A 25687-nucleotide genomic window follows, 5' to 3' on the forward strand; every position below is an offset into this window, starting at 1 on the left:
CTCATGCCCCCAACCAGCCGCGGAACATGGTGACGACCTGGTCGCGGCCGAAGAACAATGCGGTACCCAGGACACCTCCGACGAACCATCCCCAGTTGACACGGCCCGTCAGGCACAGGATGCCGACGGCCGCGACCGCGAGCGGCACGACAGGTGTAAGCAGTTGTACGAACCAGTTGGTGGCCTGCGTTCCGGCGCCCGTAAACTGCGCCATTGCAGGCGAAGCTTGCAGTGCGAGCAGACCTGCACAAAGCACGAACGCAAGTGCACGTTGAGTCTTGTTACTCATGGCTGTCACTCCTTTGGCTGGTTGATGAATCGTTGAAGTCGATATCCCGGTTGTACGGATCCCAGAATCTCGGCGCACGCGCGGCAGTACCTGCGGACGGGCGAAGTGCCCTGACTGAAAGACGTCGAGGTGCTTCGCCACCGCTTTGCGCGTCACCATCCAGTTCGCGCTGGAGCGCCTTGATGTTTTCTTCGTGCCGGTGAACGGCATCCCTGTCTTCTTTCGAAGTGCCCGCACCAGGCCTCGCTTTTACCTCGGCGAGTGCGCCGCGCTCCAACGCGAGTTCGGTCTGCAGGATCAGGCGCCTATCCTCGTCGCGGGCCTTTTGTTCCGCTTTGGCGACGACCGGATACAAAGGCTGAGCTTGCACATATGGCACGACCGCCGACAACAAGATGATGAGAGCGACACGATGTGACATGGGCATCCTTAACGGGTTATGCGTTCTACATTAGCCCTCCCCCACGCCGCCGATTTAATCCAACGCAGAGTTTCGCGTTGACTAAACGCGTACCTTTTAGCTAGCGGAGAAGTGAACGGCCGCGTTCCCGGGGAGGAGCAAATGACCGTACGGAAGCGATTGACACCGGCCGAGTTCGATTTCATCCGGCCGTATCTGGAGCGTCAAAAAGAAGAGAACATCGAGCACATCCGCCGCGTCCTGGTGGACGGCGTAAAGCAGCGCGACATCGCAACGGAGTTGCGGATGACCGTGCAAGGCGTCAGTGCGATGGTGGCGCGCGCGTGGCGCACGCATGTGGAGTCGGGCAACCGTCCCGACGGCTGGCGGGCCGTCAGCGTGGCGCTTCCGGACAACGTCGCCGACGTGGTCGAAGAGATGGCGGACATCGCGAGAAGGAGGCTACTGAAATGATCAAATTCATGCCAGTGAGCCAGAAAGGCGGTACAGGCAAGACGACGACTGGCTACAACTTCGCCCACCATGCGGCGGAGAGACGACGTCGCTCGGCCCTGGTGGATGGCGACGAACAGGGCAATGCGAGCCAGGCAATGGCGCCGCATGCGATCACGGAATTCAACGCGGCCGACCTATTTCTGGACAAGCCCCTGCCCTTGCCGGACGATTTTCCCAATCTGGTGCTGATACCGGCCGACAGGATCCGCCTGCGCGACATCGAGCAGTCCGATCTCGACGACGCCGAGTTGGTCGAGAACCTGCGCGCGCGGTTGGCCGAACTGGCCCCGCACTTCGACTACATGACGTTTGATACGCCGGGGGCCAATAGTCGGATCGCCAACGCGTTCCTCGTCGCCAGCGACTTCGCGATTATCCCCTGCAAGATCGATCCTTTCAGCGTCGCGGTGTCGGCCGAAGTGATCAAGCGGATCAAATTCATCCAGCAGCATTTCAATCCCGACCTGGTCAACTTCGGCATCCTCGCCAACGAGTTCGATATGCGCCAGCCGGCTCAAGTCCAGGACTTCAAGGAGCTGCTGGCCTCGCATCACCAGTACATGTTCCCGAAGCCGATCATGGACCGCCAGGCCTACCGCGAAGCCGCAGGCGCGCAGGTGCCGGTGTGGGGCTTGAGGGAAAGCACAGCCGGCGAAAACCGCGGCCGCGTCAAGAGCGCCGCTCGCGACGCGGGGAAGGAAATCCGCGCTGTGTTCGACATTCTGATGGAAAGAATGGAAGGAACAGGAGTGGCGACATGAACACGCGCATGAACCTCACCGGCTTCGCCGATCTCGCACATGAAGAGCGTGCAGCGAAGGGGCAGCCATTGCCGATCCCGGTGGATGACATCCTTCCTGATCCTGACAACCCGCGCAACGCGGACGACGAGAATGCACCCGCCGCCGTCGAGGCCCAGAAAGCACTCGATGCCGACGTCGCCGAGCGCGGAATAAAGACGCCGATCTCGGTGCGCCCTCACCCGACCATCCGCGGCAAGTACGTGATCAACTACGGACATCGCCGCCATAAGTCGGTCCGCAACAACGGTTTGTCGACGATACCGGGATTCGTGGATGATCGCTTCGACAGCTACGACCAGTTCAACGAGAACGAACTGCGGACCAGCTTGAGTACGCGAGCGCGTGCCCTCTTCATCAAGAGCCGGTTGGATGCGGGCGATACAAAGGGCGAGATCGCACAGCGGATGCGGAAGAAGAACCAGAACTTCATCACCGAGCACTTAGCGCTCATCGACGCACCGGAGTGCGTAAACCGGGCTTATTCCAATGGTGTCACGTCTGCGCGGACGCTGTATGACTTACGCCAGGCCTGGGAAGAGTTCCCCGTGGAGGTTGATTCGTGGTGCCAGCATGTCCCGCAGGTTACCCGCGAAGGGATCAAGGATGCGTTGGAAAATTTCCGCTGCTGCCGACCTGCCTTCAGCGAAGATCAAGTAGGTGCGGTAGCAGAAACTTCCTCCACTGAATTTCGTCATGACGAAAAAGTGCTGCAGTCCAAACGGACGGGTTCGTCGACAACACCAAAATTTCGTCATGACGAAAAAGTCCTCTCGCCCGAGCCGGCTGCTGCCTCGGCAGCACGGCAATTTCGTCATGACGAAAAAAGCCCACCCGGTGGTGCGCAATTGAACACGCCTGCGATAACGAATGACGCGCCGCCACCTGACGATGGCGTGGTCATCGTTCAGTACAAGGGCAAACGCGCCTGTGTCGTCCCAGGCACAACGGTATCGATCATCGTGGACGGCGCTGAAGTACCGTTGAACGTGCCTCTGTCCGAGTTGGTATTCAAGTGATGCCGTCACGAAGCGGTCAATCATCTACATAGAACATCAACCATCTACTTTGCGAGGGCGTGGACGTGAGCCGCGTATCGAAAAAGGTAGTTGTCTTGGCTGGTAAGGCGGCGCTCGAAGCGGTCAGGTGCAGCCTTTACGTGGTCTTGTTACTGTTGGGGCGTGTACTCGTTCCCATAGCCAGTTTGGCTGTTGTGGGCGGGTTCATCCTCTTTCTCTTCTGCCTGCTGTTTCTGCGTGATCGTACACCGCTGTTAATCGGTGGGGCGTGCCTAGCGGTTGGTGGGATCACCCTGCAAGTTGTCTTTCACGCCGCGTTACGGGCCGTCGCGCCCAAGGGCGTTGTGGTTGTGAGTGAGGTTTGAGATATGTGCCCGCAGTCCCGGAGGGACGAGGACCCGTCTGTTAATCCGCAAGGATTAACAACGCGAGACGTCAGTCTATCCTGCCCTCTTAAAACCTAAAGCAAGACAGAACCGTTGAACGCAAGCCGTCGCACGAGCAGCAGCCAAGTCGATCCACAACGTTGGTTTAAGCGGGAGAGCCATCATGGCAGTGATCGGAGCAGCAGTTGATAGCGAGACCAAGCAAGTTTTCGATGCGATCGCGCGGTCGCGAACGTTGACAGCGTCGCGCCTCGCCGCAACCTTGATTACAGACTTCATCCAAGCGGAGCAAAGCGGGACCGTCTACACGTCGGCCTCGACGCAGTTACCTGCCGTGAAGTCCCAGCAGGTGAATGCCGGTGCCAAGACTGAACAAGTCTTTGTCCGCCTTGAACCCTACTACTACGATGAACTGGGACGTCTTGCAGCCGGACGGCGCTGGCACCGCAGTTCTTATCTGGCGAATCTACTGTACGTCCACGTCGACAATCGCCCTGTGCTGTGCCATGACGAGATCAACGCCGTACGCCAGGTGGCCCGCCAGCTAGCTGACATCGGTCGCAACGTCAACCAGATCGCCAAGCAGCTCAACACTTCACTTGAAAATGCACACATTGCAATGGCCTACGATTTCGAGCTGCTTAAGATGCTGCTTGACGTGGAGACCGTGGCGATCAAGGAACTGATTCTGGCTAATCTGCGGGGATGGGGAGTTACAGATGTCCATTGATCGCACGATTGTCCCGGAGCGAAGCGGACGTAAGTCAGGCCTGCGCCGCTTCATTTATCTGCCGGAAGCGCCAAAGTTTGAAGCGCAAGATGACTGGGAAGCGATCAAGGGCAAGTTGCGACGAACCGTTACACGGGTTCCCGAGGTCGTCATCAAAGTTAAAGGCGGGGGCACAACCTTCGCTGGCGTGCTGCGCTACATGAACTATATCTCGCGCAACGGGGCGCTGATCACTACCGACGAGAAAGGTGAACGCATAAGTGGTCGGGATAACGTCATGGCCACGCATGCATCGTGGGACCTCGACTTGCAACGCGCTCACGACCGAAGAGGCGAAGCTCTGCACCAATCTTTCAATATCATCTTCTCCATGCCAGCCAAGACAGACCCGAACAAGCTCTTCGCTGCAGTACAGGGATTCGCACAGGAGCACTTCTCCAAGCATCAATATCTCATGGCCTTACACACGCCCGAGACAGATCCGAGCAACAGTCCGCCACCGCATCCGCACGTGCATGTCGTGGTTCGCGCTGAGGATGAGGATGGTCGGCGTCTCTGTATCCGGAAAAGTACGTTACGCGGCTGGCGTGAAACGTTTGCCGCCGAACTCAGGGCTCACGGTATCGACGCTAACGCGACATCGCGAGCCGAACGTGGGGTATCGCTAAAGGGACGAGGTAGCGCGGAATATCATATCCACGAACGCGGTGCTGTTTCAACTGCAAAGGCGAGGCGTTTTGCACACGCCGCCCTTGAACTCGAACACGGCCATTCCGAACCTAAGCCGTGGGAAGTAGCGATGGCAGCACGACGGAGCGACGTTCTTCGGGACCTGATGCAAAGCGCAGCTCGTCTACGTGAAGAAGATGACATCGAGCTGGCTGAGCAAGTGGAGCGCTATGCGCGGGCGTTACCGCCTGTCGATAGCGAGAAGAGAAAGATGCAACGCGCGATTATCGTCCAAGTTCAGGAACGGTTGCGCCAGCAACACGGGCAAGATAGAGATACGTCTGAGTGAGCAAAGTAACTGAGCGGTACGGAAACAGTTATAAATGTACCTGTGAAATATGTGACTCTGACTTTGCACATATTAAGTAAGAATTTCTTGGCTGGTCGGGTTTTGGTTTCACGATGAGGTCTAACCAACTTAGTCCGAGCTAAGTTGATTAGATTTGCCGACGGGTTTGAGCGTTTCACGCATGGTTTTCTGGGCTCGGCCAAGCGAAATAGGGGCATCAACGCGGCCTAAAGATACTCGTGGGAAATTACGGAAAATAATGGATGCGATAGCCGGTCATACGACCGTATCTGGATTTTCCACGGCATGGTGAGTCTCTACAGGGACAGCCAGCGTGTTCGTCCTTCCGTTGTGCGAACTATATCCTTGTTGCCTTGATAGCAATAAAGAGCGTGCACTCAGGTCCGAAGGTCGGAGTTCGGGTCCAGAGCAGATGCCGAACTTCTCGTAACGCATTGATTTTTCTGGCTTCCTCGACTGTTTGTTGTATATTACATGTCAGTTTCATCAACTACTCACCGAGACTCGTTGTATCTGGGTGAGAGCTTCACATGGACCGCCGACTATCCAAACCCATTCGTTTTTCAAAATATAGTATTCGGAGGTTTCATGTCAATGCTGTCATCCTACGATCTCTCCCTACCTCAAGTTTTGGTTGCTTCAAGCCTATCAGTCCGAGATAGGGATCTAGATCTTAAAGCAGCTGCTTTGTATTACGACCGTATTGTGATTCTTCATGAAGACCTATTTCGATTTAAGCTTAAAGAGGCCATCGGTGATGATTTAGACTATCTTGAAAATGAAGGTATTGTTCAGTTAATGAGTCACAATGTAGAAGACGAGACAGATCAAGAGTATCGTGAAGGTAGGGGAATTTTTGCCATGTCGTTTTTCGCTAGCGAAGGAACAGTTGAAGCTAGATCGCTTCCCCGCCAAGCCTCTAATGGCGGTATTCGAGCCCGCACAGCTAGGCTTGCAAAGCTTGAAAAAGAGAAGATTATAGTTCCGTTCTATCACGCCTTTGAAGCATGTCCCGCTTATAACGAAGAACTACCTGCCCCAGCTGCAGAGCCCACATTGGTGAAAGCAACTGAGATGCTTTTTAAATACGTCCCGATTCCAGCAGATGACGTCCCATGGGAGCAAATACAGGAATTTCGGAGTGACAAAGACTCTCGAAAATCGGCTGAAAGATTATCGCAATGGGCACGACAACTCTCTGTTGACCAAGACGTTCATGCTATCGAACGAATAGCTGCAATTCAGCGGGAAGACTTAATAGAAAAAATTGCAGAACACCAGATGAAGCACAATCTCACAACGGTTAAGATGATCCTACCGATACTTGATATTGTCACTGCACCTATCGCAGCTCTTCTGAATGCAAAACCATCTGAGACCTTCGCACCTTTCGTAGAAATTGGTGAACGTTGGATCGAGCGGAATTCCAGTGAAGCCGCAATGAAACGAGAGCCGCTTTATTTCCTATCAGAGCTGCATGAGCGTTTTTCTACTTAGGACTTGCCAAAAAAACAATCTGGCGGTTCGGCAGCGTCGGGAGCACAATCCCAGCAGTTAAAGGGCTTCCCGGCCGTGCGCGCAAACGTCCAGCTAAGCTGCACGCCGATCGAGCGTACGCTTCAAGAGCACATCGCGCTTGGCTGCGCCGGAGAGGGATCGCAGCACGTATCGCGCGATACGGCGTGGAGTCGCGGGAAAGGCTTGGCCGATGGCGTTGGGTCGTTGAGCGCACCTTAGGCTGGCTAATCAGCAATTTCACCTACAAAATTAGGAGGAGTGGTCATTCCTGGCCACTGAGAGTCGATTTTTTCTTTATTGGCGCATCTCTTTGGAGAAACAAATTCACCTGTTTTTACGGCGCGACATGCCCAGATAATAGCCCCAGTGTGATTGAAATTATCCCAGGCATAATCGTCGGTTTGGGTCGACGATTTTTGCAGCTTCTGAGTTTTTGTCTCGCTAGTCCTTTGCCTCTCAACGTGCTCCTTTTGCTGAGAATCATTGGCAAGTGCGTTCCCAGCCTTTACCGCGAAGCCAATGGTAAAGATCTGAATGAGATTTTTCATAGTTAAACAATCCGTAAGAGCACCAGCTATTATTATCATGAGTCATTCGAACCGTGACGCTGCTATTGCTCATCGCTGATCTGAAAGTAGAGCTATCTAACAGATAATTCATAGCCAGATTCATGTTAATCATGTCAGCCGATGTCGGCGAACCATTTACTGTAAGGCTCAAGTTATCTCTCCATTGTTATTAACTCAATGCCTAATGCGGGGCGACTGAGTTCAGATATGCTACATGAATAAATCTTGAAAAAACTCACAGAATGTTTCACGCGAAAAATTAATTTTAAACATTTGCTGATTCTCACGATAAGTAACGAGCGATGTTCATTCGACATCCACAGGTATGGCATTAGCCTGCGGTTCTTTCGCGACTTCTTTTACGAGTTGCATGACCGTCTTCCCCGCAAGCGTCAGTGCCCCATGCTGAGACACCGCCAACGCGATGTGACGCAGCAACTGCGGCTCGACGATCGTGCTGGACTGGAGCTTGAGCGACTTGGCTGCGCCGGCGATGGCGTACGGTCCAAGCAGCGCATACATCCCGCCATCGCTGACGATCCGGGCCTGCAGCCCCAGCGAATCGACCTCGGCAGCGGCATTCAACACGATCCCATGCTCCGTCGCCACCTGGTCCAGCCTGTCGCGCCATGAATTCGGACGGCAGAACATCACGAGCGGCAGCCGGTTCAGCGACCGGAAGGGGACGGTCCGCGCGCTCGTCAGCGCGTCGCCCGGCGGCCCAACCAGATACGTTTCCACCTGGGACAGGTAAACGTCGCCGTGGTTGGGCGTCGGGCTGTGCCGATAGAGCAATGCAAGGTCGACGTCTCCATTTTCGAGCCAGGTTTCCAGCTGTGCCCCCTGCCCTTCGCGGATGGTGAGCTGGATGAGGGGAAAACGCTCCTTCAGCCGGTAATACAAGGTCGTGACGAACGGATGGGCCGTCGACGGCAGGATGCCGAGCCTGACTACGCCGACGGGCGTGCCTGCCGTGGCGCGGATGTCGTTCGTCAGCTGGTCGGTGTCCGCGATCCACCTGCGGATGCGCGGCGCGATGCGCCGTCCCAGCTCTGTCAGCACGACACCACGTCCCGTACGTACGAACAACCGTTCCCCGCACTCTCGCTCCAGCTCCGTGATCTGTCGGCTGATGTGCGGCTGCGTCGTCCCATAGGCCGTCGCCGCCTTCGTAAGGCTGCCCAGCTCGCTCACGACGATGAACAGCTTCCAGGCCGCGTAATCGATGGCCTCTTCGTGGTATGCGATTTTAGGCATGTCTGAAATGTCTGATGGTTAGCTTCCGGCATAGCCTAGCACGGCCTAGACTCGATTTACCAACTGAATCAACTAACAACACAACGGAGGAGATACGGGATGAAACTCGTGGCTTACCAATATGAAGGCAAGGCCGGCTACGGCTTGCTGTCCGGCGACCGGATCGCCGCCCCAGGCAAGGATTTCCTGGAACGCTATCCGGACATCCGTTCCGTCCTGGACGGGGATGCGCTGTCGAAACTGCAGGAAGTGCTGGGCGGCGCGTCGGCCACGCTGGCGCTGGCGGACGTGACGCCGCTGCCGCCGCTCGCCAACCCGCGCAAGATCTTCTGCGTCGGCCTGAACTACAAATCGCACGTGGCCGAGACGAAGCGCCCGGATGCCGACCATCCCGCGATCTTCGTACGATTCGCCGATTCGCTCATCGCCGACGGTGCGCCGCTGCGCTACCCGAGCGGTAAATCGGAAAAATTCGACTTCGAGGGCGAACTCGCCGTCGTCATCGGCAAGGGTGGCGAAGATATCGCCGAAAGCGACGCGATGGGCCATATCGCCGGCTATGCGTGCTTCAACGACGCCACGGTGCGCGACTGGCAGCGCCACACGCACCAGTGGACGCCCGGGAAGAATTTCCCCGGCACCGGCGCCTTCGGCCCGGCACTCGTCACGGCCGACGAAATCTCCGACATCACGCAATCCGTGCTGACGACCCGGCTGAACGGCAACGTCATGCAGAAGGCGCCCCTGTCGGACCTGATCTTCACCCTGCCCGTCATCATTTCCTACCTCTCGAAGTTTACGCGCCTGTCCCCCGGCGACGTGATCGCGACGGGCACCCCGGGCGGTGTCGGCGACCGCCGCGAGCCTCCCCTCTACATGAAACCCGGCGATACGGTCGAAGTCGAGATCAGCGGCATCGGCCTGCTGAAGAACACTGTCCAGGCCCTGTAAGCCGCCCGACGCAACCAAGGAGACATCAGCATGACCAAGCAAAACACCGCGACGGCGTCGCATGCAGGCCATCTGCGCATCGCCGTCGACATCGGCGGCACGTTCACCGACCTCGCCATCCTCAACGAAAAGACGGGCGAGCTGTCGTTCGGAAAGGCGCTGTCCACGCACGGCCAACTCGTGAACGGCATCCAGAACACGCTCGACAGCGCCGGCGCGCACGTCGAGAACGGCGGCCTGTTCCTGCATGGGTCGACAATCGCCATCAACACGCTGCTGGAACGTAACGGCGCGAAGACGGCCCTCTTGATCACGCAGGGCTTCCGCGACATCTACGAGATCGGCCGCGTGAACCGCCCGGATGCGTACAACCTGTTCTTTTCCAAGCATGAACCGCTGATCCGCCGCTCCCTGCGCTTCGAGGTGCCGGAGCGCCTGCTGGCCGACGGCACGGTCTACCGTCCGCTCGACGAGGATGCCGTGCGCGCGCTGACGCGCCAGCTCAAGGACGAAGGCGTGGACGCCGTCGCGGTCCTGCTGCTGCACTCGTACCGCAATCCGGCGCACGAGATCCGGGTGCGCGACATCGTGCGCGAGGAAATCCCCGGTGTGTTCGTCACCGCGTCGCACGAACTGTCGCAGGAATACCGCGAGTTCGAGCGCGTCTCGACGGTGGCGGCCAATGCGTATGTCGGTCCGCGCGTGTCCGCCTACCTCGGCGAACTGGAAGAACACCTGGACCAGCAGGGCTTCCCTGGTGACTTCTATGCCGTGCAATCCACGGGCGGCCTGTTCCCGCTCGACCATGCGCGCCGCGAATGCGTGCGCATGCTGGAGTCCGGCCCGGCCGCCGGCGTGATCGGCGCGCAGGCCATCTGCGCCCAGCTGGGCCTCGGCGACGCGATCGCGTTCGACATGGGGGGCACGACGGCGAAGGCCGGCGTCATCAACGACGGCAAACCGCTGACGAGCAGCAGCGCGTTGATCGGCGGCTACGAGAAGGCCCTCCCGATCCAGATCCCGATGATCGACATCTTCGAGGTCGGCACCGGCGGGGGCAGCATCGCGCGCCTCGAAGTGGGTAACGCGCTGCGCGTCGGCCCGCAGAGCGCCGGTTCGATCCCGGGCCCCGCGTGCTACCAGCGCGGCGGTACCGAGCCGACCGTGACGGATGCGAACCTGCTGCTGGGCCGGCTGGACGAGCACAACTTCCTCGGCGGCGAAATGCTGCTCGACAAGGACCATGCCTACCGCGTGATGCAGTCGAAGATCGGCGATCCGCTCGACATCGATCCGGTGAAGGCCGCCGACGGCATCCTGCGCATCGCCGTGACCGCGATGTCCCATGCGGTGAAGGCCGTCACGACGGAGCGCGGCCTGGATGCTGGCAGCTTCACGATGGTCGTCTACGGCGGTGCCGGTCCCCTGCACGCTTCCGCGATCGCCCGCGAGCTCGGCATCCGCAAGGTGCTGATCCCGTTCGCCCCCGGCTACTTCTCGGCCTACGGCATGCTGTTTTCCGACCTGCGCTACGACTACGTGCGCTCGGTGTTCCGCAAGCTGGACGACGTGTCGTTCGAGGAGATCGAAGCGATCTACGCCGGGATGGAAGCCGAGGGCCGCGCCGCTCTGGCGCAGTCCGCGGTGGCACCGGAATCCATCGTGATCGAGCGTGCGGCCGACATGCGCTACGTCGGCCAGGAACACGCGGTCGCGGTGGATCTTCCGACCGAATTCTTCGAGCGCCAGGACCGCGGCGCGATCAAGCAGCGCTTCGACGCCGTCCACAACGTCCGCTACGGCACGTCGGCACCCGGCGAACCGGCCGACCTCGTGAGCCTGCGCGTGACAGTGCTGGGCGTGATGCGCAAGCCGCCGCGCCACGCCGTCGAGGAAGGTAGCGCCATGCCGCCGGAGGAAGCGCTGCGCGCGCACAAGGACGTGTACTTCCGCTCGGCCGACGGCTTCGTCGCCACGCCCGTCTACAAGCGCCACCTGCTGCGCAGCGGGAACCGCATCGTCGGACCGGCACTCGTCGAAGAACATGCCTCGACCACCGTCGTGCAACCGGGCGACGAGGTGCTCGTCGACGCCTTCGGCAACCTGCAAATTTCCATCGGGAGCGAACTGTAATGAACACGCATGCAAACGCAGTCGACATGGTCGATGCCGTTACCGTCGAGATCATCCGCAACGGCCTGATCGCGGTGACGGAAGAGATGAAGTCCAACCTCACCCGCACGGCCTACAACCTGATCATCTACGAGGCGCTGGATTTCACGGTGGGCCTGTTCACCGTCGAGGGCGATTCGATCTCCATCGGTCTCGGTCTGCCGATGTTCATCCGCGGCATGAGCGAGACGGTGAAGGCGAAGATCCGCCACTTCGGGCTGGAGAACATCAAGCCGGGCGACATCCTCGTCACCAACGACGCCTACACGACGGGCAGCCACTTGAACCACTTCACGTTCACGATGCCGGTGTTCCACGACGATGAACTGATCGGCTTCACGTGCTGCATGGCGCACTGGCTGGACGTGGGCGGCACGCTGGGCCAGATCACCACCGACATCTATTCGGAAGGCATCCAGATCCCGATCGTCAAGTACCGCAAGGAAGGCGTCGTCAACCAGGACCTGGTCGACATCATCGCGATGAACGTGCGCCTGTCCGAGCGCGCCATGGGCGACCTGCGCGCGCAGATCACGGCGATCACCACGGGCGAGCGCCGCTATCTCGAACTCGTGCGCCGCTACAGCTGGCCGGCCGTGCGCGCCTCCGTCGTGCAGATCATGGACCATTCGGAGGCGCTGGCCCGCGCCAACACCCTGAGCATCCCGGACGGCGTCTACGAAGCCGAATCGTACATGGACGACGACGGTCTCGAAGTCGGCAAGCGCATCCCGATCCGCGTCAAGGTGGTCGTGCAGGGCGACGAGATGACGGTTGACTTCACCGACGTCGCCAAGCAGGTGCGCGGCTTCTACAACTCCGGCTTCACGACGGGTATCGCCTGCGCCCAGGTCGCGTACAAGTGCCTGACGACGCCGACAGATTACCCGGTCAACGACGGCAGCTTCCGCCCATTGAAGGTCATCATGCCGATGGGGACCGTGATCAGCGCCGAGCGCCCGTTCCCGATGCGCGTCTGGATGACGTTCCCGATGACGGTGATCGACACGATCTTCAAGGCGCTCGCCCCCGCGATCCCGGACCGCGCCATCGCCGGCCACCACGCCGACCTCGTATTCCCGAACATCCACGGCATCTCGCCGGAAGACGGGAGGCTGTTCATCGTCGGCATCGGCCCGCTGGGCGGTGGCTGGGGCGCCAAGTCGCGCGAGGATGGTGTGTCGGCCACGGTCTGCATCAACGACGGCGACACCCACAACAGTCCCACCGAGCAGCTCGAGGCGAAATATCCGGTGCTGGTGGAAAGCTACCGGCTGCGCCAGGACAGCGCGGGTGCGGGCCGCCAGCGCGGCGGCCTCGGTGCCGAGATGGTGGTGCAGGCGCTGTCGCCCTTCTCCGTCACGACCCGCATCGACCGCGTCCACTGCAAACCGTGGGGCCTGGAAGGCGGCCACGAGGCGGCGGGCAACGGCATCGGCATCCGCAAGGACGGTGTCTGGGACGAGAGCCAGGCGAACGCCAAGGTGTTCAACGTTCGGCTGGCACGTGGCGACGCCTACAAGATGCTGTCGGGCGGCGGCGGCGGATTCGGCGACCCGGCCGAGCGCGATCCCGAACTGGTGGCCGACGACGTGCGCGAAGGTTACGTCAGCCGCGAGCAGGCGCAAGCCGCCTACAAGGTGATCGTCGGCGCCGATGGCCGACTCGATGCCGCGGCCACGGCAAAGCTGCGCGGCACCGCGTCCATCACCGCCTGAGGCCACGATGGACGCCGCCACCCACGCCGTATCCGTCGAAGCGCGCGAGTTGCTTGACATCTGGGACCGCCTGGCGCGCCAGCACGTGGCGCTGGCGGGCAGCTGCGCCTGCAGCGTGGGCGGCGTCACGCTGCAGCTGCAGGACTTCGAGCAGGACATCGTCGACTACCTGCTGGGCCAGGCCGAGCGCAATGGCCGCGCGGACGTCGTGGCACTGCTGCGCGAGCGGGGGCGCAGCGACGATGGCAAGTGGAGCATCGGCGCCCTGCTCGGAGTGCTGGCCGGCGCGCCCGGCGACGACGCCGGCGCGTTCCTTGTCGCCCGGCTCGGCAAGACCCTGCGTTCTTTCGCTAAACTCCATGGCTGAGGATCTCACATGAGCTTGAAAGACAAATCCGCCCTGCCGCTGCCCGTCACCGTATTGACGGGCTTCCTGGGCAGCGGCAAGACCACGCTGCTGTCGCACATCCTGCGGGACCCGGCTTTCGCACGCACGGCCGTCATCATCAACGAGTTCGGTGAGGTCGGACTCGACCACGAACTGCTCGAGCAGACCCGCGAGGAACTCGTGCTGCTGGCGAACGGCTGCGTATGCTGCACGGTGCGCGGCGACCTGCAGGCCACGCTGGAGCGGCTGGCGCGGGACGGCGCCGTGCACGACATCGACCGCGTCGTGCTCGAGACCACGGGCCTGGCCGATCCGGCGCCGATCCTGCACACCCTGATGGCCGAACCGTCGCTGCGCGAGCAGTTCCGCTTCGACCGTCTGATCACCACCGTCGACGCCGTGAACGGTGCTGACACGCTCGCGCGCCACGAAACGGCGCGGCACCAGGTGGCGCTGGCCGACCGTCTCGTGCTGACGAAGACCGACCTGTGCGCGCCGCAGCAGCGTGCAGCGATCGAAAGGCAACTGGAAGCGTTGAATCCCGGCGCGCCGGTATGCCCGTCCACGCAGGGCCGGATCGATCCGGACATCCTGTTCGGTGGCGCGGTCGAGCACGACGCGGCCGACAGCGACGCGTGGATCGCCCGCGCGACGGACCATGAACATCACGACGGCCACGATCATCATGACCATGACCATGGGCACGACCACGCGGAGGGCATCCATTCGTATGCCGTGGTACTCGACGAACCCGTCTCGTGGAACGGCTTCCAGGCCTGGCTCGACATGATGACCGCGATGCGCGGACCGGACCTTCTGCGCGTGAAAGGGATCGTTCACGTGCGCGAGCATCCGGACGCACCCGTCGTCGTCCACGGCGTCCAGCACATCTTCCATCCGCCCCGCAAGCTCGACGCGTGGCCAAGTGCCGACCGCCGTACACGCCTCGTGTTCATCACGCGCGACATCGACCGGGACGACATCGAAGCCACGCTTGCCGTGTTCGCCAATAAGACCGCATGAACTGATCACATGGAGAACTGAACCACACGACCCACAACGCACGCAAAAGCTCCAGAAGGCCGCACAGACGGCTCCACAATTCCATCACGGAGACACCATGAGCATCGCAAACCAGACAGTCGCGTCCGAGCACAACCTAGAGTCTTCGCTCCAGCGCGAACAGAGCATCGCACAAGCCGCCCCGCTGTTGTTCCGGCTGGAGAACGTCCACATGTCCCGCTGGCACACGAAGGCCAGGGTCATCATGGGCAGCGCCACGTTCTTCGACGCCTTCGACGCCCTGTCGCTCGCGTTCGTCCTGCCGGTCCTCATCGGGCTGTGGAAGATCACACCCGGGCAGATCGGCCTGCTGATCGCGGCAGGTTACCTCGGGCAGGTCGTCGGCGCCCTGTTCTTCGGCTGGCTCGCCGAACGGATCGGACGCGTGCGCAGCGCCGGCATCACGATCGGCCTGATGTCCATCATGAGCATCGGCTGCGCGCTGGCCGGCAACTTCAACATGCTGTTCCTGGCGCGCTTCATCCAGGGCATCGGCGTCGGCGGCGAAGTCCCGGTGGCGGCCACGTACATCAACGAGCTGTCGCAGGCCAAGGGCCGCGGGCGCTTCTTCCTCCTGTACGAACTGATCTTCCCGATCGGCCTGCTGGGCGCGGCCCAGATCGGCGCCTACGTCGTGCCGCGCTTCGGCTGGGAATACATGTTCCTGGTCGGCGGCCTGCCCGGCCTCGTGATCAGCTTCCTCGTGCTACGCCTGCCGGAATCGCCCCGCTGGCTGATCGGCCGGGGACGCTTCAACGAAGCGGAACGCATCATCGCCACCGTCGAAGCGGCAAGCCCGGGACGCCATCTCGATCCGGCCGTCGAGACGGAGGCCTGCCAGGCCAGGACCGCCGAACTGGCACGCACGCTGCACAGCAAGCGCAAGGGCTCGTGGAAGGAATTGTTCTCGTCCGTCTATCGCAGCCGCACCTTCGTCGTCTGGGCACTCTGGGCCAGTGCCTACTTCATCGCCAACGGCATCAACAACTGGCTGCCCAGCCTCTACAAGACCGTGTACCACCTGCCGTTGCAGACGGCGCTGCACATGGCCTCCCTGTCGAACGTGCTGAGCACCTGCGCCGTCGTCTGCTGCGCGCTCGTGATCGACCGTACGGGACGGCGCCGCTGGGCCATCGGCAGCTTCATCATCGCCGGCCTGCTGCTGCTCGGCCTCGTCCTGGTCGGCACCGACAGCGCCACCCATGTGATGATCCTCGGTTCGGCGGCATACGCCGTGATGGGCACGACGACCGTGATGCTGTACCTGTACACGCCGGAGATCTACCCGACGCGGATCCGCGCGATCGGCACCGGGCTCGCCACGTCCTGGCTGCGCGCGGCGTCGGCGGCGGCGCCCGCCCTCGTCGGCGTCGTGCTGGCGAAGGACGGCATCAACACCGTGTTCCTCATGTTCGCCGGGATGACCGTCGTGGGCCTCATCGCCGCGCTCGGCATGATCGAAACCACCAACCGCTCGCTCGAAGAAATCTCGCCCTGAGGCCCCCGCCCCATACGGAGACACCATGACAATCGAAAACAACAAGGCCGCGCGAGCCGCGGCAGGGGCCCTCGCATGCCTGCTGTGCGCGGATGCGGCCGCTCAATCGTCCGTCGAAGTGTATGGCCTGATCGGCGCCTACCTCGGCAGCGTGAAGCGCAGCGGCGACCCGCAGGGCGTGACCCAGTTGAACGGCGGCGGCTTGACGACGTCCTTCCTCGGGTTCCGGGGCAGCGAAGACCTGGGATCGGGCACCCGCGTCATCTGGTCGCTGGAGAGCTTCTACCGTCCCGACACGGGCGAACAGGGCCGCAACGCGACGGATCCGTTCTGGTCCCGCAACGCCTGGGTCGGCGTGGAAGGCGCGTTTGGCCGGCTGACACTGGGCCGGCAGACGAATCCGATGTACCAGCAGATGCTGCAACTGAGCCCGTTCGGCACCTCGGTGGTCTTCTCGCCCCTCGCGACGCAGACCTTCGTCGCGGCCTACGGCAGCAACGTGCTCGGGGATACCGTGTGGAACAACGTGATCCGCTACACGACGCCGCGCTTCGGCGGCCTGCGCGCCAGCATCGACTACGGTCCGGGCGAGCAGGCCGGCCGGGCCGGCGTGGCGAACCTGGGCGTACACGCCGACTACAACAGCGGCCCGTGGAGCGCCGCCATCAGTGCGCAGCGGCTGCGCGTGAACATCCTCACGCCGCTGCCGGTCGAACAAAAGGCCTGGATGGCGGGCGTCGCCTACGACTTCGGTCCGGTCAAGCTCTACGGAAACGCCGGGCACGCGAGCATCGACGGTGGGAACACGTCGCGCCTGCTCGACGCCGGAATGTCGATCCCCGTCGGCGCACGGGGCGCTATTCTTCTGGAAAGCGCCCGCACGCAACTGACGCCTGCACACGGAGGGACCACACAGCGCCGCACGACGTCGCTCGGGTATGACTATCGCCTGTCCAAGCGGACGGACATTTATCTCATCCACACGGGAGACAAGAAGACCAACGCGGGCTATGGGGCTACGAACGCGCTTGGAATTCGTCACGTTTTCTGACTGAGCTGCGCCGTGGAAAAAATCGGTGCAACGCAATGCCGCGAGCAGGTTAAGAGAATGATCAACGCACCTGCTTAACGAGTATTTGCGGACATCTCGGGTTGGTCACGTGGCACCAGAGAACGCTTTGCTGACGTAGATCAGCGCAACTGCGCTGATCTACGGATATGGGCTTTGTTGCGTAAATCAGGGCCGGCCAGCGTGAAGCCGGTGGTCGGGTAGTCTGCGCCGATGAAACCGGCTCCTCAGAAGTACCGCACCACGAATTGGAAGATCTACAACGAAGCACTGAAGTCACGCGGTTCGCTGCTCATCTGCCTTGACCCGACGATGAACTGGCACGGGCAGCCGAGCGGCAAGCGCGGACGCAGCCAGAACGTTCAGCGATCAGGCGATCCAGTTCTGCCTGAGCATCAAGTGCCTCTTCAATTTACCGCTGCGCCAGGCCATGGGGATGACGAAAAGCCTGCTGCGCCTGGCTGGGCTCGACTGGTCGGTGCCGGACTACAGCACGGTAAGTCGGCGGCAGAAGACGCTTCGGGTTGCCATCGGCGCTGTGGCGACCACGACAGGGTTGCATCTGCTGGTGGACAGCACGGGCATCAAGATGCTGGGCGAAGGCGAGTGGAAGACGAAGAAACATGGCGCAGACTATCGCCGCCAGTGGCGCAAGGTGCATCTCGGGATTGACGCGTCCACGCTCGAGATCCGGGCCATGGAGGTGACCAACAACAGCATTGGCGACGCGCCTGTCCTGCCAGCACTGCTGGATCAGATTCCTGCCGACGAGAAGATTGCCAGCGTCAGTGGCGATGGCGCCTATGTCACGAAAAACTGCCACGAGGCCATCGCCTTGCGTGCCGCGCATGCCATCATCCCTACCCGCAAAAATGCCAAGCCCTGGAAAACGAACCGCTGCGGTGCCAACGCGCGTAACGACATGCTGTGCGCGACACGCAGGCTGGGGCGGGCGATCTGGAAGAAATGGAGCGGCTACCACCGATGCATTCTTATGGAAACCAAGATGCGCTGTTTCAAGCTAATGGGTGAACGCGTCATGGCGCGCGACTTCGACCGTCAGGTGGCCGAGTTACAGGTACGAGCTGCCGTGCTAAACCGCTTTACTCGGCTGGGTACCCCGATTACGGTTCCGGCGTTGCAAAACCGGCCATAATTAGCGTCAGCTCGTCCTTCGTTCGATTTGCTCAACAAAGCCGTTTTACTTCATAAACAGTCCCGCTTTTACTTCACCGGACGGTCCCCGCGTCGCCCCACGTCCTGATCTGCAGCAGTCCTCTGAACAAAATATCCGCACAAAAGACCATCGGTCTGCTATATTGAAGACCATCGGTCCCTTATTTCCAATTCTCCGGGGCCGTTGACGCAATCAACAGTGGCGGCCTCTGCGGCCGCCGGAATGACTTCATGCAAGGGCTACCGATATGGCATCGACTAACGATTCATGGGTTCTCATCACTGGCGCTTCAGGCGGTTTCGGCGAGGAGTTTGCGCGCCAGTACTCGGCCATGGGGCATTCCCTGGTCCTGGTGGCACGCCGGCTGGACCGGCTCCAGACGCTCGCCGAATCCCTGCGCCAGGCGCATGGCATCAAGGTGCTCGTCGAGCAGGTTGACCTCGCCGATGTGCAAGCTGTTGGTCAGCTCCATTCGCGACTGCGCGACCAGGGCATCGCCGTTGACATCCTGATCAACAACGCCGGCCACGGATTGCAAGGGCCGTTTCTTGATACGCCACTCGACGCGGCTTTGACCATGGTGCAGCTGGACATTGCCAGTCTGACCGCCATGACGCGTCTCTTCGGGCAGGACATGCGACAGCGAGGCCGTGGGAAAATCCTGCTGGTAGCCAGTCTTCTGGCATATTACGGCGTGCACGACATGGCGGTCTATGGTGCGGCGAAGGCCTATGTCCTGCGTCTGGGCGAGGCATTGCACCGCGAGTTCAAACAGGACGGCGTGACGGTGACTTCGCTTTGCCCGGGCATGTCGGACACTGGGTTTGCGCAGGCGGCAAAACAAAAGATGACATTCGCGTTGAAGCTGCTCATGATGAAGCCCGAGCCCGTGGTCCGTGCCGGCATACGCGCGCTGCACGCGGGACGTATGAGCGTGGTGGCCGGCTGGGCCAACAAGGCGGCGGTGGCAATGGTCTGGGCGACGCCGCGCTGGATGCACCAGGCGATCTTCGCCCGCGTCATGAACGGCTGATGGTTCCAGGATGGCTACATCGACATATCTAAGGGCGCGGTCCGACGAACAAAAGGAGGATCGCCGGCGCCACCTGCTTGACACGGCGAAGTTGCTGCTGCTCGAGGTGCCGGACGTGCACGATCTCGGTATCAATGAGCTGGCGCGGTGCGCGCAGATGACCAAGTCGAACGTGTATCGCTACTTCGAGAGTAGCGAAGCCGTTTTGCTCACTGTGCTCGTCGAGGAGTTCAAAATTTGGCACACGGAACTGCGCGCGGCACTCAGCCGCGAGACGCGGCGCCGGGGAACCATCGAACACATCGCGCGGGCGTTCTCCGCAACGCTGGCGGCACGTCCACTGTTGTGCCGACTCGTGAGCGTCTTCCCGTCGCTTCTCGAGCGGAATGTCTCCGCTGAGCGCATGGTCGGGTTCAAGCATGGGCTGCTGGGCATACGGAAGGAGACGGCGCTCGATTTTCACAACTGCATGCCGTCCATCTCCGCATGCGCGTTCGAGAAATTTATTCACCAAGCCCTGCCGCTTCTCATTGGGCTCTGGCCGCTGAGCAATCCAGCCAAGATCGCGGCAGAAGTTGTTGCGCGCCCCGATCTGGCGGCTCTGCGCTACGATTTTCAGCATGACCTTGAAGCGGGGCTGCTGATGCTTCTGCGTGGTCGGTTCAGTGAGTAAGTGTCGCGTCCCCTGTGATCATGTTCCCAACCGTAGCCCAGAAGGCGCTTCTGCTGCGCAGCCAAGCGTGTGTAGCCCACCTCTCTGAAGAACTGACACGATTGAAGGAATGATCGGCGATGTGGGCACCCATCAGCTGGCGCGTCCGACTCAACTGTTCTTGAGCAGGTCAGGAGGACCAACCAAGACATTGCGCGTTCACTCGGCATCGTTCGGAGCCGCAAGCTCATGGAGGCGCGGCATTGTGAAGAACGTGGCCCAACAACGCGCCAGCCAGTGCGCCGGGCCAGCCGATGTAAGTTCTGCGGCCCATCTGATTTCGACATGACCATCGCGGAAGCGTCGCTGCCCGTTTGCCTCGCGCCTTTCGGCACGTTTGCGCCGCCTCCTTGAACGTGAAAGCAGCACCGGCGAGCGTCCGGCCACCTATTGCATTGCTACTTCTGGACGGCGCACGCGGAAGGCCACGCTCACACACGGGTAGTCCAGACCTGCTAGATGCAGCAGGCTCTCGGTGCTCCCCATGGCCTGACGCAACGGCAAACCGAACAAGCACTGATGCTCAGACAGAATTGAATTACCTGGTTGATGAAGGTCGGATTGCGCCCGCGCTTGCCGCTCGCCTAAGGCGTGTCTGACTGATCTCAGAGGAGCCATAAAATAATTGTCGCTACAAGCACGGCCGTAGAGAAGTTATGGCCGCGTTTGTCGTATCGCGTTGCGACGGCGCGGAAGTCTTTTAATCGGTTGATCGCGCGTTCGACGACGTTGCGACCCTTGTACGCTTCGGCGTCGAATCGTGGAGGCGAGCCGCCGCGACGCCCTTTGCGCAGCCGGCTGTTCTGCGCATCAAGTCGTTCCGGGCACACGCAGCGGATGCCCCGCTGTTGGATCTGCCGCCGATAATGCCGGGCACCGTAAGCACGATCGACACGCAAGCATGTCGGGCGTTTGCGTGGCCGGCCTCGCCCTGGTCGAGGTACAGAAATGGCGTCAAGGACAGGGCGATGTTCGCCGCGTCGCTGCATTGCCCGGCCGTGACGATGAACGACAATGGCAGACCGTTTCCATCCACGCAGAGATGGATCTTGCTGGTGATGCCACCACGAGAATGCCCCAGCCACTCGTCAATTACATCCCCTTTTTTCTGCCGAAGGAAGTGTCTTTCGAGCGCCAGCGGCACTTCGCTGAGCTTTCACGTGGGTCGCATCAAGCGCGGCTCCGTCCCAGTCGATGCGGCCGGATGCATCCGCGGCCGCCTGCATGATCTTGAGTAGACGTTGCCATGTGCCGTTGCGCGACCAGCGCACAAATCTGTCGTAACAAGTCTGCCAGGGACCGTAGCGGGGCGGGATGTCGCGCCAAGGCGCGCCAGTTCTCAACCGCCACACGATCCCATTAATCACGTGTCTGTGCCCGACATAAGCATGACCGTGATGTGGATTGGGCGGCAAATGTGGCTCCAACCGCCGCCATTGCTGTTCAGTTAGGTCAGTTCGGCTCATCGCCGTCTGACCAACCAAACAAAATTTCGTTCCCTCAGTCAGACAGACCCTAGCCGTACCAGTCCATCGTCCGGTCGAGCCAGATGAACAGCGAGCCGCGTGACTTCAGCGCAGCATCGTACACCTTCAGTTCGTCGTTCGGTACTTCCTGGGCGTCGGTTTCATGTACCAAGGCTACCTCAGCCTCCAACGCTCCGCCGTCCCGCTATATTTATGCAACAGAGCCGCTAACCACAACCGGCGCAGGTCCTGCAGCGCTCCGCTCGATTCAAGCATAGCCACCGCCGATATGAAGCTGGTCCATGGCATTTGCCGACAGGTGATTTGACTGTTTTTGTCATCGATTCCGCCTTTCGCGGCGCGTAAGCTCCCCTTACAAGCGGCTAACCGCCTCACCAATTTCATGTGGAGAAACAAATGACCGACCTTTCGATCGTGGCCAAGCTGACCGACTATAAACCGGCCAACAAGGTTCGCTTCGTCACCGCGGCCTCGCTGTTCGACGGCCACGATGCGTCGATCAACATCATGCGCCGCATCCTGATGGCGAATGGGGCGGAGGTCATTCACCTCGGCCACAACCGCTCGGTCGAGGAAATCGTCACGGCCGCGCTGCAGGAAGACGCGCAGGGCATAGCCATCTCCAGCTACCAGGGCGGCCATGTCGAATACTTCAAATACATGATCGACCTGCTGCGCGAACGCGGCGGCGCACATATCAAGGTGTTCGGTGGCGGTGGCGGCGTGATCGTGCCCGCCGAGATCGCCGACCTGCATGCGTACGGCGTGGCACGCATCTTCTCGCCGGAAGATGGCCAGCAGCTCGGCCTGGTCGGCATGATATTGTCGATGATCCAGGCCTGCGACGTCGATCTGTCCAGCTATGCACCAGCCTCGCTCGACGTCCTGACCAAGGGGACGATGGAGGATCGCCAGCGACCGCTGGCGCAACTGATCACCGCGCTGGAAAACGATAGGACGCCTGTCGCCCTGAAGAGCGCACTGCACGAAGCGGCCGCGGCGATCGAAACTCCCGTGTTGGGCATTACCGGCACCGGCGGTGCAGGCAAATCCTCGCTGACCGATGAACTCATCCGGCGCCTCCGTCTGGACCAGGACGATGCATTGAACATCGCCGTCATCTCGATCGACCCGTCGCGCCGCAAATCGGGCGGCGCCCTGTTGGGCGACCGCATCCGCATGAACGCGATCAACGCCTGGAACGGGCAGTCGCGCGTCTTCATGCGCTCCCTGGCCACGCGCGAAGCGGGCTCCGAGATCTCGCAAGCGCTACCGGACGTCATCGCGGCCTGCAAGGTGACCGGGTTCGATATCGTCATCGTGGAAACCTCGGGCATCGGCCAGGGCGATGCGGCGATCGTGCCGTTCGTGGGCCTGTCGATGTACGTGATGACGCCGGAATTCGGCGCCGCCTCGCAGCTGGAAAAGATCGACATGCTCGACTTCGCCGACTTCGTCGCCATCAACAAGTTCGACCGCAAGGGTTCGCACGATGCACTGCGCGACGTGGCCAAGCAATACCAGCGCAATCGCGAATTATGGCACGTCAAGCCGGACCAGATGCCGGTCTATGGCACCCAGGCATCGCGCTTCAACGATGACGGTGTGACCGCGCTCTACCAGGGCCTGCTGCCCGCGCTGGCAAGGCTGGGCTTGCCCACGGTGCCCGGCAAACTGGCGCGGGTGGCTGTGCGTTTCTCGTCGGGCAAGAATGCCATCGTGCCGCCGGCGCGCAGCCGTTACCTGGCCGAGATCGCCGACACGCTGCGCGGCTATCACCGGCACGTGGCCGTACAGGTCGAACTGGTGCGCGAACGCCAGCACCTGCAGGAAGCTGCGCGCCTGATGCGCGCCGCCGGCAGGGACATCGACATTGCCGAACTGGTAGACGAGCGCGAAAACCGCATCACCGGCGAGGCCGGTAAGCTGGTAGACATGTGGCCCGACATGCAGGCAGCCTACGCCGGCGACGAGTACGTGGTTAAAATCCGCGACAAGGAAGTCCGCACGCGCCTTGTGCAAACCTCGCTCTCCGGCACCAAGATCCGCAAGGTGGCGCTGCCGCGCTTCAAGGATCATGGCGAGATCCTGCGCTGGCTCATGCTCGACAACGTGCCCGGCTCGTTCCCGTACACCGCAGGCGTTTTCGCCTTCAAGCGCGAGGGCGAGGATCCGACCCGCATGTTCGCAGGCGAAGGCGACGCGTTCCGCACCAACCGGCGCTTCAGGCTGGTATCGGAAGGCATGGACGCCAAGCGCCTGTCCACCGCGTTCGATTCCGTCACACTGTACGGCGCCGATCCGGCTCTGCGCCCGGACATCTACGGCAAGGTGGGCAACTCCGGCGTGTCGATCGCCACGCTGGACGACATGAAGGTGCTGTACGACGGTTTTGATCTGTGCTCCCCGAGCACGTCGGTATCGATGACGATCAACGGCCCGGCTCCGACGATCCTGGCCATGTTCATGAACACGGCGATCGACCAGCAGATGGACAAGTTCGTCACTGAAAACCGTCGCCAGCCCACCGGCGACGAAACGGCCAAGATCCGCACGTGGGTGCTGCAAAACGTGCGCGGCACCGTCCAGGCGGACATCCTGAAGGAAGACCAGGGCCAGAACACCTGCATCTTCTCGACCGAGTTCTCGCTGAAGGTAATGGGCGATATCCAGGAGTACTTCGTGCACCATCAGGTGCGCAACTTTTACTCGGTCTCGATCTCCGGCTATCACATCGCCGAAGCCGGCGCCAATCCGATCTCGCAGCTTGCATTCACGCTGTCGAACGGTTTTACCTTTGTCGAGGCCTACCTGGCGCGCGGCATGCATATCGACGATTTCGCGCCGAACCTGTCGTTCTTCTTTTCCAACGGCATGGACCCGGAGTACTCCGTGCTGGGCCGTGTGGCACGCCGCATCTGGGCCGTTGCGATGCGCGAAAAATACGGCGCGAACGAACGCGCGCAAAAACTCAAGTACCACATCCAGACGTCCGGCCGTTCGCTGCACGCGCAGGAGATCGACTTCAACGATATCCGCACCACGCTGCAGGCGCTGATAGCCATCTACGACAACTGCAATTCGTTGCACACCAACGCTTATGACGAGGCGATCACCACGCCGACCGATGAATCGGTGCGCCGCGCCCTTGCCATCCAGTTGATCATCAATCGCGAATGGGGCCTGGCCAAGAACGAGAACCCGAACCAGGGCTCGTTCATCATCGAGGAACTCACCGACCTGGTCGAGGAAGCCGTGCTGCAGGAGTTCGAGCGCATCGCCGAACGCGGCGGCGTGCTGGGCGCGATGGAGACCGGCTATCAGCGCGGCAAGATCCAGGAAGAGTCGATGTACTACGAAGAACTCAAGCACGACGGCTCGCTCCCCATCATCGGCGTCAACACCTTCCGCAATCCGAAAGGCGATGCCGCCCCGCAGAGCGTGGAACTGGCGCGCTCGACCGACGACGAAAAGCAGTCGCAGCTGAGACGCCTGGAAGACTTCCATGCTCGGCATCGCGAACAGTCCGCCCCCATGCTGCGGCGCCTGCAGCAGGTCGTCATCGATGATGGCAATGTGTTCGAGGCACTGATGGACGCCGTGCGCGTCTGTTCACTGGGGCAGATTAGCAGTGCCCTGTTCGAAGTCGGCGGCCAGTACCGCCGCAGTATGTAGCGTACGCCGCAGCGCCGTCGCGCTTCGCGGGGCGGCACTCATTTTCTTATGACTGCAAGAACATGAGCCGTTACCGCCTCCAGTTGACTGATATTTCATTCCTGCTCAACCTGGTCTTTCACTTCGATGAATACGCCCGACATCGCGGTGCCGATATCGAGTAGTTCGATTCGCAGGTCGGGCGATAGAGCAATCCAAGCATTCCTCGATTAGGCAAGCTCC

General features: G+C 60.9%; 20 protein-coding genes and 5 pseudogenes. 18 read left to right on the plus strand and 7 right to left on the minus strand.

What is annotated here, in order from left to right; all coding sequences use genetic code 11:
• Position 1 precedes the first annotated feature (1 nt).
• Both ACL58G_RS29100 and ACL58G_RS29105 read right to left on the minus strand, forming a co-directional pair.
• Entirely contained in the window at positions 2-289 is a 288-nt protein-coding gene (locus ACL58G_RS29100) for a TrbC/VirB2 family protein (protein ID WP_440963969.1), read from the minus strand.
• Positions 282-710, minus strand: coding sequence for a hypothetical protein (locus ACL58G_RS29105; protein WP_440963970.1), 429 nt, complete (start codon positions 708-710; stop codon positions 282-284). Before ACL58G_RS29105 ends, ACL58G_RS29100 begins: the two co-directional genes overlap by 8 nt.
• Positions 711-851: 141 nt before the next feature.
• Here ACL58G_RS29105 and ACL58G_RS29110 point away from each other — a divergent pair, with 141 nt between their 5' ends.
• The 7 genes and pseudogenes from ACL58G_RS29110 to ACL58G_RS29140 all read left to right on the plus strand — a co-directional run.
• Complete coding sequence (locus ACL58G_RS29110) at positions 852-1163, plus strand: TrfB-related DNA-binding protein (RefSeq protein ID WP_440963971.1); 312 nt, start codon at positions 852-854, stop codon at positions 1161-1163.
• Positions 1160-1966, plus strand: coding sequence for a ParA family protein (locus ACL58G_RS29115; protein WP_440963972.1), 807 nt, complete (start codon positions 1160-1162; stop codon positions 1964-1966). Before ACL58G_RS29110 ends, ACL58G_RS29115 begins: the two co-directional genes overlap by 4 nt.
• Positions 1963-3024, plus strand: coding sequence for a ParB/RepB/Spo0J family partition protein (locus ACL58G_RS29120; protein ID WP_440963973.1), 1062 nt, complete (start codon positions 1963-1965; stop codon positions 3022-3024). The genes ACL58G_RS29115 and ACL58G_RS29120 overlap by 4 nt, the downstream gene beginning before the upstream one ends.
• Positions 3025-3573: 549 nt before the next feature.
• Complete coding sequence (gene mobC, locus ACL58G_RS29125) at positions 3574-4140, plus strand: plasmid mobilization relaxosome protein MobC (protein ID WP_440963974.1); 567 nt, start codon at positions 3574-3576, stop codon at positions 4138-4140.
• Positions 4130-5158 carry a relaxase/mobilization nuclease domain-containing protein gene (locus tag ACL58G_RS29130; RefSeq protein ID WP_440963975.1) on the plus strand — a complete coding sequence of 343 codons (1029 nt, stop codon included), beginning with the start codon at positions 4130-4132 and terminating at the stop codon, positions 5156-5158. The genes mobC and ACL58G_RS29130 overlap by 11 nt, the downstream gene beginning before the upstream one ends.
• 609 nt (positions 5159-5767) lie before the next feature.
• Entirely contained in the window at positions 5768-6676 is a 909-nt protein-coding gene (locus tag ACL58G_RS29135) for a hypothetical protein (RefSeq protein WP_440963976.1), read from the plus strand.
• 62 nt (positions 6677-6738) lie between these two features.
• A pseudogene (locus ACL58G_RS29140) lies at positions 6739-6921 on the plus strand (IS5/IS1182 family transposase); the annotation flags it as partial.
• Here the strand turns inward: ACL58G_RS29140 and ACL58G_RS29145 are convergent.
• Positions 6922-7245 carry a hypothetical protein gene (locus tag ACL58G_RS29145; protein WP_440963977.1) on the minus strand — a complete coding sequence of 108 codons (324 nt, stop codon included), beginning with the start codon at positions 7243-7245 and terminating at the stop codon, positions 6922-6924.
• Between the two features lie 327 nt (positions 7246-7572).
• Positions 7573-8523: a LysR family transcriptional regulator gene (locus tag ACL58G_RS29150; RefSeq protein WP_440963978.1), complete on the minus strand. Its 951-nt coding sequence runs from the start codon at positions 8521-8523 to the stop codon at positions 7573-7575.
• A gap of 99 nt (positions 8524-8622) precedes the next feature.
• On the opposite strand from ACL58G_RS29150, the gene ACL58G_RS29155 reads away from it, so the two are divergent.
• The 10 genes and pseudogenes from ACL58G_RS29155 (at position 8623) to ACL58G_RS29200 (ending at position 20264) form a co-directional block, all read left to right on the plus strand.
• On the plus strand, positions 8623-9474 hold the full coding sequence (locus ACL58G_RS29155) for a fumarylacetoacetate hydrolase family protein (RefSeq protein ID WP_440963979.1): 852 nt from the start codon (positions 8623-8625) through the stop codon (positions 9472-9474).
• Between the two features lie 30 nt (positions 9475-9504).
• The gene (locus tag ACL58G_RS29160) at positions 9505-11607 is read left to right on the plus strand and encodes a hydantoinase/oxoprolinase family protein (RefSeq protein WP_440963980.1); all 2103 of its coding nucleotides are present in this window, start codon (positions 9505-9507) and stop codon (positions 11605-11607) included.
• Positions 11607-13364 (plus strand): hydantoinase B/oxoprolinase family protein, encoded by a 1758-nt coding sequence (locus ACL58G_RS29165; protein ID WP_440963981.1) that lies wholly within the window; start codon positions 11607-11609, stop codon positions 13362-13364. The genes ACL58G_RS29160 and ACL58G_RS29165 overlap by 1 nt, the downstream gene beginning before the upstream one ends.
• 7 nt (positions 13365-13371) lie before the next feature.
• The gene (locus ACL58G_RS29170; protein ID WP_440963982.1) at positions 13372-13731 is read left to right on the plus strand and encodes a hypothetical protein; all 360 of its coding nucleotides are present in this window, start codon (positions 13372-13374) and stop codon (positions 13729-13731) included.
• A 9-nt stretch (positions 13732-13740) separates the two neighbouring features.
• Entirely contained in the window at positions 13741-14775 is a 1035-nt protein-coding gene (locus ACL58G_RS29175; RefSeq protein ID WP_440963983.1) for a CobW family GTP-binding protein, read from the plus strand.
• A 97-nt stretch (positions 14776-14872) separates the two neighbouring features.
• Positions 14873-16312 carry an MFS transporter gene (locus ACL58G_RS29180; RefSeq protein WP_440963984.1) on the plus strand — a complete coding sequence of 480 codons (1440 nt, stop codon included), beginning with the start codon at positions 14873-14875 and terminating at the stop codon, positions 16310-16312.
• Between the two features lie 25 nt (positions 16313-16337).
• Entirely contained in the window at positions 16338-17363 is a 1026-nt protein-coding gene (locus ACL58G_RS29185) for a porin (protein WP_440963985.1), read from the plus strand.
• Positions 17364-17594: 231 nt separating this feature from the next.
• A pseudogene (locus ACL58G_RS29190) lies at positions 17595-18537 on the plus strand (IS5 family transposase).
• 268 nt (positions 18538-18805) lie between these two features.
• A complete protein-coding gene (locus ACL58G_RS29195; RefSeq protein WP_440963986.1) occupies positions 18806-19591 on the plus strand; it encodes an SDR family NAD(P)-dependent oxidoreductase in 786 nt (261 codons plus the stop codon).
• Between the two features lie 10 nt (positions 19592-19601).
• Positions 19602-20264 carry a TetR/AcrR family transcriptional regulator gene (locus ACL58G_RS29200; protein WP_440963987.1) on the plus strand — a complete coding sequence of 221 codons (663 nt, stop codon included), beginning with the start codon at positions 19602-19604 and terminating at the stop codon, positions 20262-20264.
• Between the two features lie 480 nt (positions 20265-20744).
• On the opposite strand, the pseudogene ACL58G_RS29205 reads toward ACL58G_RS29200, so the two are convergent.
• From ACL58G_RS29205 to ACL58G_RS29215, 3 pseudogenes are all read right to left on the minus strand, one after another.
• Positions 20745-20887 (minus strand): annotated as a pseudogene (locus ACL58G_RS29205) (transposase); the annotation flags it as partial.
• 21 nt (positions 20888-20908) lie between these two features.
• Positions 20909-21769, minus strand: a pseudogene (locus ACL58G_RS29210) (IS5 family transposase).
• Positions 21770-21824: 55 nt separating this feature from the next.
• A pseudogene (locus ACL58G_RS29215) lies at positions 21825-21934 on the minus strand (IS5/IS1182 family transposase); the annotation flags it as partial.
• A 252-nt stretch (positions 21935-22186) separates the two neighbouring features.
• Between ACL58G_RS29215 and icmF the strand changes: the two are divergent.
• A complete protein-coding gene (gene icmF / locus ACL58G_RS29220) occupies positions 22187-25465 on the plus strand; it encodes a fused isobutyryl-CoA mutase/GTPase IcmF (RefSeq protein ID WP_440963988.1) in 3279 nt (1092 codons plus the stop codon).
• Positions 25466-25687 lie beyond the last annotated feature (222 nt).

This window comes from Massilia sp. GER05, from assembly GCF_052056005.1.
Classification (GTDB): Bacteria; Pseudomonadota; Gammaproteobacteria; order Burkholderiales; family Burkholderiaceae_D; genus Telluria; species Telluria orientalis.